Origin of the sequence: Herbidospora yilanensis (assembly GCF_001570565.1) — a bacterium.
GTDB classification, from domain to species: domain Bacteria; phylum Actinomycetota; class Actinomycetes; order Streptosporangiales; family Streptosporangiaceae; genus Herbidospora; species Herbidospora yilanensis.
Map to the genome: position 1 here is coordinate 646,879 of NZ_BBXE01000013.1, position 12,831 is coordinate 659,709.

A 12,831-nucleotide genomic window follows, 5' to 3' on the forward strand; every position below is an offset into this window, starting at 1 on the left:
GGCGAGCGGCTCCGGGGGAGGCGCGTGCGTCAGGCCATCTTCTTCTTGAGGTTCTCGTCGAGCGTGGCCAGGAAGTCCTGAGTGGTCAGCCACTCGGCGTCGCCGCCGACCAGCAGGGCCAGGTCCTTGGTCATCTTGCCGCTCTCGACGGTCTCGATGCAGACCTGCTCCAGCTTGGACGCGAAGTCGATGACCTCGGGCTGGTTGTCGAGCTTGCCGCGGTGCTGCAGGCCACGAGTCCAGGCGAAGATCGACGCGATCGGGTTGGTCGACGTCGGCTTGCCCTGCTGGTGCTGCCGGAAGTGGCGGGTCACCGTGCCGTGGGCGGCCTCGGCCTCGACGGTCTGGCCGTCGGGGGTCATCAGCACCGAGGTCATCAGGCCGAGCGACCCGAAGCCCTGCGCCACCGTGTCGGACTGGACGTCACCGTCGTAGTTCTTGCACGCCCAGACGTAGCCGCCCTCCCACTTCAGGGACGCCGCGACCATGTCGTCGATCAGCCGGTGCTCGTAGGTGATCCCGGCCGCCTCGAAGTCGGCCTTGAACTCGCTCTCGAACACCTCGGCGAAGATGTCCTTGAACCGGCCGTCGTAGGCCTTCAGGATCGTGTTCTTCGTCGACAGGTAGACCGGGTAGTTGCGGGCCAGGCCGTAGCGCATGGACGCGCGGGCGAAGTCGCGGATCGACTCGTCCAGGTTGTACATGGCCAGGGCGACGCCGCCGCCGGGGAAGTCGAAGACGTTGAGCTCGATCGGCTCGCTGCCGTCCTTCGGGGTGAAGGTCAGGGTCAGCGTGCCCTCGCCGGGGATCTTGAGGTCGGTGGCGCGGTACTGGTCGCCGAACGCGTGACGGCCGACGACGATCGGCTGGGTCCAGCCGGGCACCAGGCGCGGCACGTTCGACATGATGATCGGCTCACGGAAGATGACGCCGCCGAGGATGTTGCGGATCGTCCCGTTCGGGGACTTCCACATCTTCTTCAGGCCGAACTCCTCGACACGTGCCTCGTCGGGGGTGATCGTCGCGCACTTGACGCCGACGCCGTACTGCTTGATCGCGTTCGCGGCGTCAATGGTGACCTGGTCGTCGGTCGCGTCACGGTGCTCGATGCCGAGGTCGAAGTACTTGAGGTCGACGTCGAGGTAGGGCAGGATCAGCTGGTCCTTGATGAACTGCCAGATGATCCGGGTCATCTCGTCGCCGTCAAGCTCGACGACCGGACCCGCTACCTTGATCTTGGGCATTCGTGGGGTTCCCCTTCTGAACGAACATTTGCCCCGAAGTCGGGCATGGCCTGCGTCCTTTTTGAGGTCACTGGCCGACGAGGCTATCGGACGGCCGTGCCTGGTCGACGATGAGGTCGGAGGGATGGAGGTCGACCTCCAGCAAGACCCCGGCCGCCACCATCAGCAGCCCGAAAACGGTGAGGGTGAGGGTGTCGGTGAGACGCGACCGGACCGACAGTCCGCCGGAGTGACGCCGGGGCAGCAGCAGTCGCAGCACCGCGCCCGCGAGAAAGGCGGCGCCGAGCACGACGCCGCCCAACCAGGGTTCGGGGAGCTCGGAGATGAGGATCAGCCCGGTGGCCGCGCCCGCGGCCACCATGACGTAGGCCCCCCAGGCCATGCGCCTCGCGTTGGTGTTGATGGTCGGTATCCGTCTCTGGTCAGATGTGCGGTTGGTCACCGCTCGTCGATGTGGACCCATTTCTGGTCGCGCGCGCCGATGTACTCGCTGTCCGGGCGGATCAGCCGGTTGTCGGCGTGCTGCTCGATGACGTGGGCGGTCCACCCCGCCATCCGGCTGACCGAGAACACCGGGGTGAACAGGTCGGTCGGGATGCCGAGGAAGTGGTAGACCGTCGCGGCGTAGAAGTCGACGTTGGGGTAGAGGCCCTTCTCCGCGAAGACGACCTCCTCCATCTCCTTCGACATCCGATAGTAGGTGTCGTCGCCGGACGCTTCGCCCAGCTCCTCCGACATGCGGCGCAAGTGGGTGGCCCGGGGGTCCTCGGTCTTGTAGACCCGGTGGCCGAACCCCATGATCTTCTCGCCGCCGGCGAGCTTCGCGCGCACCGCGTCGGCGACGCCGCCGGGGTCGATCGTCTCCAGGGTGCGCATCACCTGCTCGTTGGCGCCCCCGTGCAGCGGCCCCTTGAGGGTGCCGATGGCGGCGACCACGGCCGAGTGCATGTCGGACAGCGTGGCCGCGCAGACCCGGGCGGCGAACGTCGAGGCGTTCATGGTGTGGTCGGCGTGCAGCACCAGGCACTCGTCGAAGATCTCGACTTCCCGGGGCGTCGGCTCCCTGCCGGTGACCTGGCGCAGGAAGTTGGCCGCGATCGACTGGTCGGGATCGGGCTCGGGTGCGTCCACGCCCCGGCGGGCCGCGTGGAAACGCGCCACCAGGATCGGCTGGAGCGCCGTCAGCCGGGCCGCCTTGCGCAGGTTCGCGTCGGCGGCGTTGGAGTCCTTGTCGGGATCGTCGGCGCTGGTGAGGGAGAGCAGCGTGCGCAGGGCCTCCATGGGCTCCTGCTTCTCGGCGATCTCCACGATGTTCTGCTCGACGAGACTGCCGAGCCCGCGCCCCCGCACGAGTTCCGCGCCGTATTCGGCGAGCTGGTCGCGGTTCGGGAGGGTGCCGTGCTGGAGAAGGTGGGCGGTTTCCTCGAATGTCGTACGGCCGGCCAGGTCGTGGATGTCGTATCCGCGGTAGAACAACAGACCGGCCTTGCCGTCGATGTCGCTGAGCGCTGTGGACGCGGCGACGACATCGGCGAGGCCTTTGGTGGGCTTGTCTGCCATGAGTGTTTCCTCCGCTTATCTACCGCGAAAGTCTACCCGTGAGCTGCTAAGGCACCCTTTCCTTCAGGCAGATTCCAACGTGAGCCCCGGCCGGCCTTCGGCCGTCCGCATCTGGCTTAGAGGTCCAGACCAATTGAGCGCCGATTCTGGTCAGGGTAAAGGCGATTCCCGATCCCCACGTTTGGGTAAGCCGCAGCTGATGTGAAAGTAACGGCGGGCTACCTGGGGAGGAACTGCCGTGGAGGGGCCGTTCATACGGATTGAGGACACCGGCGAGGTGGTGCCCTTGCGCCCCGAGATCACTACGATCGGCCGGGGCCGAGGTGCCGACATCCGGCTGACAGACCCGAGCGTGTCGCGTTTACACGCCGAGTTCGTCAGGCGGGGACCTTACCTGTATGTCGTTGACCTGGGCTTGTCCCGCAACGGCACACGGGTGAACGGCAGGCCGATCGCCCGGAGGGTCCTCGACGACGGCGACGTCGTCTCGTTCGGCGCCGCCCGCGCGCGCGTCGGCGGGATACCACGCGAAGACCTGGCGCCAGAGGTCGAGTTGCGGCGGGCCGCCGCGCCCGAGCTCACCCGGCGCGAGGTCGACGTGCTGACGTCGCTCTGTCGGCCGGCGCTCTCGGACGAAGCGTTCGTGGCGCCCGCGACCGCACGCGAGATCGCCGACGACCTGGTCGTCACGGAGGCCGCGGTGAAGCAGCACCTGCTGCGGCTCTACCAGAAGTTCCGCATTCCCGAGGGCACCAACCGGCGCACCCGCCTCGCCAACGAGGTGGTCGCGCTCGGGCTGGTCCGCCCGACCCCGGTCGTCCCGCCACAACGGGCGACCGAGGGAGGCGGAACTCCGGCGCATCCCGCCTCGGCGCCCGCAGCCGGGCGCCGAGCGAGCTGAAGCGAGACGCAGACGGCCAGAAGCCGGCTGTGGCTCGCGCTGGAATCTGCCCGATAGACACGAGACGCGGACGGCCGAACGCCGGCCGTGGCTCGCACTGGGAACCTGCCAGAGAGACACGAGACACGGACGGCCGAACGCCGACTGTGACTCACGGTGGGAACCTGCCCGAAAAACACGAGACGGGTCGCGGAGCTCGGCGAGGGGTCTCCGTTTCCTAGCTCACCAGACCCGCGTCCCGCTCCGCGGCCTCGACCACGTTGGTCAGCAGCAGGGCGCGGGTCATCGGTCCGACACCGCCGGGATTGGGGGCGACCCACCCGGCGACTTCGGCGACGTCGCGCGCGACGTCGCCGGCGATCTTCCCGTCGACCCGCGACACGCCGACGTCGAGCACGGCCGCACCCGGCTTCACCATCTCGGCGGTGATGAGCCCGGGCACCCCGGCCGCCGCGACGACGATGTCGGCCCGCCTGACATGATCGGCCAGGTCACGGGTGCCGGTGTGGCACAGGGTGACGGTGGCGTTCTCCGACCGCCGGGTCAGCAGCAGGCCGAGCGGACGGCCGACGGTGATGCCGCGGCCGATCACCACGACCTCGGCGCCGTTGATCGGCACGTCGTATTCGCGCAGCAGGTCGACGACCCCGCGTGGCGTACATGGCAGCGGGGCGTCGACCATGTGCACCAGTTTGCCCAGGTTGACCGGGTGGAGGCCGTCGGCGTCCTTGGCCGGGTCGATGCGCTCCAGCAGGGCCATCGTGTCGAGGTGGCGCGGCAGCGGGAGCTGCACGATGTAGCCGTTGCAGGCCGGATCGGCGTTGAGTTCGTCGATGACGTCCTCGACCTGGCCCGGGGTCGCGTCGGCGGGCAGCTCGCGCTGGATCGAGTTGATGCCGACCTCGGCGCAGTCGCGGTGCTTGCTGGCGACGTAGATGTGGCTGGCCGGGTCGTCGCCGACCAGGACCGTGCCCAGGCCCGGCGTGACGCCCGCCTCGGCGAGCTTGCCGACGCGCAGCGCCAGGTCGAGCTTGATCTTGGCCGCGGTGGCCTTGCCGTCGAGAATCCCTGCGCTCATGGGCCCCTCCTAGTGGAAGAAGTGTCGGGTGCCGGTGAAGTAGAGGCTCACCCCGGCGGCCTGCGCCGCCGCGATGACCTCGTCGTCACGGATCGAGCCGCCCGGCTCCACGATCGCGGTCACGCCGCCGTCGACCAGCACCTGCAGGCCGTCGGCGAACGGGAAGAAGGCGTCGGAGGCGGCCACCGAGCCGGCCGCCCGCTCCCCCGCCCGCGTGACCGCCAGGCGCGCCGAGTCGACCCGGTTGACCTGGCCCATGCCGACGCCGACCGAGGCGCCGTCGCTGGCCAGCAGGATCGCGTTCGACTTGACCGAGCGAACGGCCTTCCAGGCGAACTCCAGATCGGCCAGCGTCTCGGCGGAGACCGCCGGACCGGCCTTCAGTTCCCACCCCGCGACGCCGTCGCCGGGCGCGTCGACGCGGTCGACGGTCTGCACCAGCAGCCCGCCGTCGACGCGCCGGAACTCGGCGGCGTTGCGGGGGCCCTGCGGGCAGGCCAGCAGCCGGAGGTTCTTCTTCTCCTTCAGCACGGTCAGGGCGTCGTCGGCGAACGACGGCGCGACGACCACCTCGGTGAAGATGGGCGCGATCTGCTCGGCCAGCTCCCTGGTGACCTCGCGGTTGACCGCGATGACACCGCCGTAGGCCGAGACGGGGTCGCACTCGTGGGCCTTGCGGTGCGCCTCGACCACGTCGGAACCCACGGCGATGCCACACGGATTGGCGTGTTTGATGATCGCGACGGCCGGGGCGTCGAAGTCCCAGGCCGAGCGCCAGGCGGCATCGGCGTCGACGTAGTTGTTGTAGGACATCTCCTTGCCGTGGAGCTGCTGCGCGCCCGCCAGGCCGCCCGAGCCCGTCGAGTAGAGGGCGGCGCGCTGGTGGGGGTTCTCACCGTAACGCAGCACGTCTTTGAGGGTCCAGTCGGCGCCCATGAAGGTCGGCCACTCGCCCTCGGGGGCGTAGACGTTGGCGAACCAGGAGGCCACGGCCACGTCATAACTGGCCGTGTGGGCGTAGGCGGTGGCGGCCAGGCGGCGGCGCTCGGTGACGGTGAAGCCGCCCTCGCCGATCGCGGCCAGCACCGAGGAGTAGGAGCGCGGGTCGACGACCACCGCGACCGTGTTGTGGTTCTTGGCGGCGGCGCGGATCATCGCCGGGCCGCCGATGTCGATCTTCTCGACGCAGTCGGCGTCGGACGCGCCCGAGGCGACCGTCTCGCGGAACGGGTAGAGGTTGACCACACAGAGCTGGAACGGCTCGATCTCCAGCTCTTCGAGCTGGGTGACGTGATCGGGGTTGGCGCCGTCGGCCAGCAGCCCGGCGTGGACACGCGGGTGGAGGGTCTTGACCCGGCCGTCGAGGCACTCGGGGAAGCCCGTCAGCGACTCCACCTTGGTGACCGGGATGCCGTAGGAGGCGATGGCGGCGGCCGTGCCGCCGGTCGAGACGATCTCGACGCCCGCCGCTTCGAGGCCGCGGGCCAGGTCTTCCAGGCCGGTCTTGTCGTAAACCGTGATCAGCGCGCGCCGGATGGCGATCCGAGTCACTGTGTAGCCTCCTGTGTTCTGTTCAGAGGGTCGTGCCCAGACGCACCGTGCGCCCGGAGACCCGCCAGCCCTCGCGGGCCATCCGCCCGACCACCTCGACCAGCAGCCCGCGCTCGACGACCTTGATGCGCTCGTGGAGTGTCGCCTCGTCGTCGCCGTCTTCGACGGGCACCGCCGTCTGGGCGATCACCGGGCCGGTGTCGACCCCGTCGTCGACGAGGTGGACGGTGCAGCCGGTGACCTTCACCCCGTAGGCGAGCGCGTCGCGCACGGCGTGGGCTCCGGGGAAGGCCGGGAGGAGCGCCGGGTGGGTGTTGACCACCGTGAACCGCGACAACACGGCCGGGCCGAGGATCTTCATGAACCCGGCCGACACCACCAGATCGGGTTTGTACTCGGCGATCTTCTCGGCCAGAGCGGAATCCCACGCCGTACGGGCCGTATGATCACTTACCCGCTCGGTGAAGGTGGGCAGACCGGCGCGTTCGGCGCGGGCCAGCCCTTCGATCTCCGGACGGTCGGCCCCGACGGCCACGACGGTCGCTCCGTAGGCCGGATCTGCCGCGACGTCGAGAAGGGCTTGTAGGTTGGTCCCCGAACCCGAGACGAGGACCACTAGCCGGGAAGACAGAGCGGTCTCCTTCGGGGAAGTGAACGGGTGCGTGACAAAGGGTATCGGTCACGCCGTCGTGCGGCGTGAAGGCCCTATCAGCAAGGCGGGAGATCGTGACCACACCACTGCAGACGGCCGCGGAGATGGGCGGGCGCCGGGCGCTGGCCCTCGCTCTGATGGCGCTGATCTTCACATTGTTCGTGCCGACGATGGGCCTGGCCCTGTCGGTGTTCGGCCTCATCGTGGGCGTCCGCGACCTGCGGACGCTCAAGAAGGGCGGCCAGCCGACCGGCATGGCGACCGGCGCGGTGGTCATCTCCACGCTGGCGTTCCTGCTCGGCGGGGTCAGCACGGCCGTGCAGGTCTACCTGGGGACCGAGCTGACGGCGTACACGGAGTGCCTGAAGGGGGCCGGCACCGTCACGGCGCAGACCGAGTGCTCCACCCAGTTGAAGACGGCGCTGGAGGCCAAGCTCGGCATGCCCTGGCCGGCCAACATGCCGCTGCCCGGCTAGTCGTCCTTGATGTTCAGATAGGTGACGTGGGCGCCGGTCGGATCGTCGATCGGCTCCTCGTCGTCGTCGGGCCTGATCGGGGTCGAGCGTTTGCGGGCGAAGGTCTCGACGGCGTGGTCGTCGGGCTCGACGTCGCGGATCACCGGGATCGGGATGGTGTCGGCCTCGGTGGCGTCCATCCAGTGACCGGGCAGCGGCTGCTTCTTGGCCTTGCGCTTCTTCTTGACCTTCGTGACGACCTCGGCGATCGGCTGCTGCGCGGGCGTGTGGGAGATCAGCCACCAGTTGGCCAGCCCGGCCGAGATGCCCGCCGCCACGCCGACTTCGAGGGTGACCGAGAAGGCCACCTCCCACGCCGAGGGGCCGACGGCGGCCATGCGGGCGCCACCCAGCGGGCCGCCCGACAACGCCGCCAGCAGCCCGGCGACCGCGCCCGAGCTCAGCCCGCAGACGAACCCCCACAGCGGCGCCGCCTCCAGCGATGGCGTGGGCGCGATGCGGGCGACCACCACCCCGGCCACCGCCCCGGCCGCGAACGGGACGGCCACCACGGCCATCAGCCACGGCGGCACCGGGCCCGACTCGGGCAGCGCGCCCAGCAGCGGCAACGACGGGATGGCGCCCAGTTTCACCCCGGTCGGCGCGACCAGGGTGCCGGCCCCGATGGCGAACCCGGGCCCGGTGATGTACGCCATCCCCCAGATCCCCGCGTTGAACAGGTAGAGCACCTCGACCAGCGCCAGCAGCACCCCGCCCACGAGGCCCGGCTTGAGCACGTCGGTGAGGGCCTTGATCTCGCCGAACTTGACCGCGATCATGCCCAGCACCAGCAGCAGCCCGGCCACCAGCATCAGCGAGACGGCCACGAAGGTGCCCACCACGACCGAGCGCGGCCGTTCGGGCAGCAGCCGGACCATCGCCCGCCACGGCCCGATCGTGCGGGCCACCGCCACCGAACCGGCCAGGAACGCCAGCAGCAGGTGGCTGATCAGCGCCTCGGCCACGAACGGCTGGGTCACCTCGTTGCGCGCCACCAGCGCGATCATCCCGGCCAGCAGGGCGTAGGGCGCGGCCAGCGAGATGCCGGCGCGGGCGATCAGGATGAGCTGGGCCTTGCGGCGGGCGTTCGCCAGGTCTTTGGACGAGCCCTTCGGCAACCGCGCGGGCAGCCGCAGCCGCAGGTCGGCGTCTCTGGCCATCCACAACCCGGCCCGGTAGAGCAGGGTGCCCGGCAGGATCATCAGGCCCAGCGGCAGCAGGCCGACCCGGCCGCCGCCCGGGATCTCGAACCCCGCGTGGTGGGCGGCCAGCCAGAGCTGGCAGGCGGTCCGGAACACCCCCGGCAGCCCCGCGCCGAACGTGCCGCGCGGTGCCGCGATCCAGCCGATCAGCGTCAGCGTCGTGAGGACCGCCAGGCCGATGCCGAGTGTGCCCGCCGCGGCCAGCATGCCCGAGACCGGCAGCGGACGCCGGTCGTCGTCGCCGAAGACGGCCCGGGGGACTGTCCGAATCTGGTCGAGAAGCGCCGTCACAGTAGCCGATGCTCTCAAGGGCGGGCCGTAACACGGTCACGCCGCGCCGATGGGCCGTCCCGTTTGTCCTCAGGAAAACGCGAACCCCGGCGCGCTTCGCACCGGGGTCCGCGGGGAATGATCAACGGTTCTGCATGATCTCCCGCATGAGACGGGCGGTCTCGCTGGGGGTCTTGCCGACACGCACGCCGACCTTCTCCAGGGCTTCCTTCTTCGCCTGGGCGGTGCCCGCCGACCCCGACACGATGGCGCCGGCGTGGCCCATCGTCTTGCCCTCGGGGGCGGTGAAACCGGCGACGTAGGCCACGACGGGCTTGGTCACGTTCTTCTCGATGTAGGCCGCCGCGCGCTCCTCGGCGTCGCCGCCGATCTCGCCGATCATGACGATGGCGTCGGTGCCCGGGTCGTCCTGGAACGCCTGGAGGGCGTCGATGTGGGTGGTGCCGATGACCGGGTCACCGCCGATGCCGACCGCCGTGGAGAAGCCGAAGTCGCGCAGCTCGTACATGAGCTGGTAGGTCAGCGTGCCCGACTTCGAGACCAGGCCGATGCGGCCCTGGGTGGTGATGTCGGCCGGGATGATGCCGGCGTTGGAGGCGCCGGGCGAGGCGATGCCGGGGCAGTTCGGGCCGATGATCCGGGTCTTGTTGCCCTTGGCGACGGCGTAGGCCCAGAACTCGGTCGTGTCGTGGATCGGCACGCCCTCGGTGATGACGACCGCGAGGGGGATCTCGGCGTCGATCGCCTCCTTGACCGCGCTCGCGGTGAAGGCCGGCGGCACGAAGATGACGCTGACGTCGGCCTTGGTCTTCTCCATCGCCTCGGCGACGGTCGCGAACACCGGCAGGCCCTCGTGGGTGGTGCCCGCCTTGCGCGGGTTCACGCCGCCGACGACGTTGGCGCCGGAGGCCAGCATGCGCAGGGTGTGCTTGGTGCCCTCGGACCCCGTGATGCCCTGGACGATGATCCTGCTCTTCTCGGTGAGCCAGATGGCCATTACGCACCTACCGCGGCGAGTTCGGCGGCGCGCTTGGCCGCGTCGTCCATGGTGTCGACAAGTTCGACGCCCGGAAGGGCGGCGCCTTGGAGGATCTCGCGGCCCAGCGCCGCGTTGTTGCCGTCGAGGCGAACCACGAGCGGGCGGGTGACCGCCTCGCCCCGGTCGCCCAGCAGCTTGAAGGCGCTGACGATGCCGTCGGCGACCGCGTCGCAGGCGGTGATGCCGCCGAAGACGTTCACGAACACCGACTTCACGGCCGGGTCGGACAGGATGATCTCCAGCCCGTTGGCCATCACCTCGGCCGAGGCGCCGCCGCCAATGTCGAGGAAGTTGGCCGGCTTCGGCGAGCCGGGGAACTGCTCGCCGGCGTAGGCGACCACGTCGAGGGTGGACATGACCAGACCGGCGCCGTTGCCGATGATGCCGACGTTGCCGTCGAGCTTCACGTAGTTGAGGTGCTTCTCCTTGGCCCGCGCCTCAAGGGGGTCTTCGGCCGCCTTGTCGACGTAGGCCTCATGCTCCTTCTGGCGGAAGTCGGCGTTGGCGTCGAGGGTGACCTTGCCGTCGAGCGCCTTCACCTGGCCGTCGGCCGCGAGGATCATCGGGTTGACCTCGACGAGCGAGGCGTCTTCGTCGACGAAGACGGCCCACAGGCGCTCGATGAGCTCGGCGGCCCCGTCGAGCGACTTCTCGGGCAGCCCGCCGGCCTGCGCGATCTCGCGCGCCCTGGCCCGGTCGATCCCGTCGATCGGGCTGACCGGGACCTTCGCCACCTTCTCGGGGGCGGTGTGCGCGACCTCTTCGATGTCCATGCCGCCCGCGGCGGAGCAGATCGCGAGGAAGGTACGGTTCGCGCGGTCGAGCAGGAAGGAGAAGTAGTACTCCTCCGCGATGTCGCTCGCCTCTTCGATCAGGACCTTGTGGACCGTGTGGCCCTTGATGTCCATGCCGAGGATGGCCTTGGCCTTCGCCTCGGCGTCGTTGGCGTCGTCGGCCACCTTCACGCCGCCGGCCTTGCCGCGGCCACCGGTCTTGACCTGGGCCTTGACCACGACCCGCCCGGTCAGTTGTTCGGCCGCCGCCCGTGCTTCAGCCACGGTGTGCGCGACGATTCCGCGCGGCACCGGGATGCCGTACGCGGCGAAGAGCTCCTTCGCCTGATGTTCGAACAGGTCCACGAGGGTCCGTCCCTTTGAATGTCGAGGGCGCCACTGGACAGGGCGCCGTCGTCCTGCCTGGCATTTCCGCGCAGAAAGCCTAGCCCCAGGCCGTGTGTGGCGCGGTCATAGGGGGGCGTTTGGGGGTTGCCGACTTTCCCGTTATGTACTAGACGTCCGGGATGGGGGTGTGCGGGCTCCCGGATACGTACCGAATGGGCGAGTCGGGCCCCGCTCAGACGGAGGCGGGGATCGTCGCCTTCACCCATTCGACGATCTCGTCGGTGGTCGCGCCGGGGGTGAAGATGCCGGCCACGCCCATGTCGCGGAGTGCGGGGATGTCCTCCTCGGGGATGATGCCGCCGCCGAAGACGACGATGTCGGTGGCGTCCTGTTCACGGAGGAGTTCCATCACCTTCGCGAAGAGGGTCATGTGGGCGCCGGAGAGGATCGACAGCCCGATCGCGGCGGCGTCCTCCTGGATGGCGGTGCGGACGATCTGCTCCGGGGTCTGGTGCAGACCTGTGTAGACGACTTCCATGCCCGCGTCACGCAGGGCGCGGGCGACGACCTTCACGCCGCGGTCGTGACCGTCGAGCCCGGGTTTGGCGACGACGATCCTGATCCTGGATTCCATGGTTCGCACTGTAACCCGGCCGCCCCGGACGTCTCGGCGAAGCCTCGGCCTGACGGAGTTTGTTGGAGTTTCAAGTGTGAAGTTTGTGAAAAGACGCGATAAGTGATCGATTTGAGGTAGATGTTCCGGCAGAATCCTCCCGTCCCACCTCTCCCATTCAGGGACCCATCCCGGAGGAACCCCCCAATGAGGCGAACCCTCGCCATCGCGGCATGCGCCACGGCCGTCGCGGCCGTGACCGCTGTCGGCGCGGCCCCCGCGCAGGCCGCCGCCCCGAACCCCGTCGCCGCGCTCAAGGCGCAGTTCAAGACCGGGCTCGGCGTGAAGTTCAATGACAAGTTCCTCGTCGGCAAGGAGATCCTGACCCGACGCACGGGAACGCTCCAATTCGGCCGGTCCGGTGTGGCCGCGTCGGACATCACCACGAAGCTCAACATGAAGGCCTCCGAAGTGGCGGAGATGCCGGAAGACCTCCAGGCCATGGCCAAGCCGGAGCAGGTCATCAAGGTCGGCAAGATCGCCTACATCAAGGGCGGCACCCTCAGCGCCCTGCTGCCCGAGGGCAAGACGTGGGTCCGCTTCCCCGAGGGCCTCGCGTCGGGCGTCACCGGCCAGTTCGGCCAGCTCATCAACCCCGCCGAGCCGGCCACGCTGCAGAAACTGCTGAAGAAGAGCAAGCGGGTCGGGTCGGTGTACGCCGGCAAGATCACCTATGGCGACCTCCACAAAACGTCGAAGTGGCTCCAGGGCCTCGGCTCGATGGGCATGCCGACCTCCGCCCAGAAGAAGTCGGTGTTGTCCTACAAGCTGTACGTCAACGCCAAGGGCCTGGTGGTCCGCATCGTCACGACCACGTCGGACCGCACGTTCCGGATGGACGGCGAGGAGACGGTCACCATCGACTCCCGGTTCGTGTCGTGGGGCGCGAAGGTGTCCGTCAAGGCGCCCACCGAGGACGTCGCGGAGCTCGACGAGCTCGACTTCAGCGGCGCGGGCCTGTCGTCCTCGCTGGCCGCGTTGAAGGCCGAGGCGGCCTGACCTCC

General features: G+C 69.3%; 13 protein-coding genes. 3 read left to right on the forward strand and 10 right to left on the reverse strand.

Annotated elements, in window-relative coordinates:
• Window positions 1–29: 29 nt before the first annotated feature.
• The 3 genes from AW273_RS03010 to AW273_RS03020 form a co-directional block, all read right to left on the reverse strand.
• A complete protein-coding gene (locus AW273_RS03010; protein WP_062344900.1) occupies window positions 30–1,244 on the reverse strand; it encodes an NADP-dependent isocitrate dehydrogenase in 1,215 nt (404 codons plus the stop codon).
• 67 nt (window positions 1,245–1,311) lie between these two features.
• On the reverse strand, window positions 1,312–1,626 hold the full coding sequence (locus tag AW273_RS03015) for a DUF3017 domain-containing protein (RefSeq protein ID WP_062344902.1): 315 nt from the start codon (window positions 1,624–1,626) through the stop codon (window positions 1,312–1,314).
• 56 nt (window positions 1,627–1,682) lie between these two features.
• On the reverse strand, window positions 1,683–2,804 hold the full coding sequence (locus tag AW273_RS03020; RefSeq protein WP_062344904.1) for a citrate/2-methylcitrate synthase: 1,122 nt from the start codon (window positions 2,802–2,804) through the stop codon (window positions 1,683–1,685).
• A gap of 238 nt (window positions 2,805–3,042) precedes the next feature.
• Between AW273_RS03020 and AW273_RS03025 the strand changes: the two genes are divergently transcribed.
• Window positions 3,043–3,705, forward strand: coding sequence for an FHA domain-containing protein (locus AW273_RS03025; RefSeq protein ID WP_062344906.1), 663 nt, complete (start codon window positions 3,043–3,045; stop codon window positions 3,703–3,705).
• A gap of 217 nt (window positions 3,706–3,922) precedes the next feature.
• On the opposite strand, the gene AW273_RS03030 is transcribed toward AW273_RS03025, so the two are convergent.
• The 3 genes from AW273_RS03030 to purN are packed head-to-tail and all read right to left on the reverse strand — an operon-like array spanning window position 3,923 to window position 6,965.
• Window positions 3,923–4,783, reverse strand: a complete 861-nt coding sequence (locus tag AW273_RS03030) for a bifunctional methylenetetrahydrofolate dehydrogenase/methenyltetrahydrofolate cyclohydrolase (RefSeq protein WP_062344908.1) — start codon at window positions 4,781–4,783, stop codon at window positions 3,923–3,925.
• Between the two features lie 9 nt (window positions 4,784–4,792).
• Entirely contained in the window at window positions 4,793–6,334 is a 1,542-nt protein-coding gene (purH, locus tag AW273_RS03035) for a bifunctional phosphoribosylaminoimidazolecarboxamide formyltransferase/IMP cyclohydrolase (RefSeq protein WP_062344909.1), read from the reverse strand.
• Between the two features lie 22 nt (window positions 6,335–6,356).
• Window positions 6,357–6,965, reverse strand: coding sequence for a phosphoribosylglycinamide formyltransferase (gene purN, locus AW273_RS03040; protein ID WP_083949459.1), 609 nt, complete (start codon window positions 6,963–6,965; stop codon window positions 6,357–6,359).
• Between the two features lie 95 nt (window positions 6,966–7,060).
• Here purN and AW273_RS03045 point away from each other — a divergent pair, with 95 nt between their 5' ends.
• A complete protein-coding gene (locus tag AW273_RS03045) occupies window positions 7,061–7,462 on the forward strand; it encodes a hypothetical protein (protein ID WP_063909808.1) in 402 nt (133 codons plus the stop codon).
• Here the strand turns inward: AW273_RS03045 and AW273_RS03050 are convergent.
• The 4 genes from AW273_RS03050 to icmB form a co-directional block, all read right to left on the reverse strand.
• Complete coding sequence (locus AW273_RS03050) at window positions 7,459–8,994, reverse strand: cell division protein PerM (protein WP_062344916.1); 1,536 nt, start codon at window positions 8,992–8,994, stop codon at window positions 7,459–7,461. The two genes, AW273_RS03045 and AW273_RS03050, sit on opposite strands and share 4 nt — an antisense overlap.
• Before the next feature lie 121 nt (window positions 8,995–9,115).
• Window positions 9,116–9,991: a succinate--CoA ligase subunit alpha gene (sucD, locus tag AW273_RS03055; protein WP_062344917.1), complete on the reverse strand. Its 876-nt coding sequence runs from the start codon at window positions 9,989–9,991 to the stop codon at window positions 9,116–9,118.
• On the reverse strand, window positions 9,991–11,172 hold the full coding sequence (sucC, locus tag AW273_RS03060) for an ADP-forming succinate--CoA ligase subunit beta (RefSeq protein WP_062344919.1): 1,182 nt from the start codon (window positions 11,170–11,172) through the stop codon (window positions 9,991–9,993). Before sucC ends, sucD begins: the two co-directional genes overlap by 1 nt.
• A gap of 214 nt (window positions 11,173–11,386) precedes the next feature.
• A complete protein-coding gene (gene icmB / locus AW273_RS03065; RefSeq protein ID WP_062344921.1) occupies window positions 11,387–11,788 on the reverse strand; it encodes a coenzyme B12-dependent isobutyryl CoA mutase small subunit in 402 nt (133 codons plus the stop codon).
• Window positions 11,789–11,974: 186 nt separating this feature from the next.
• Here icmB and AW273_RS03070 point away from each other — a divergent pair, with 186 nt between their 5' ends.
• On the forward strand, window positions 11,975–12,826 hold the full coding sequence (locus AW273_RS03070; RefSeq protein WP_062344923.1) for a hypothetical protein: 852 nt from the start codon (window positions 11,975–11,977) through the stop codon (window positions 12,824–12,826).
• Window positions 12,827–12,831 lie beyond the last annotated feature (5 nt).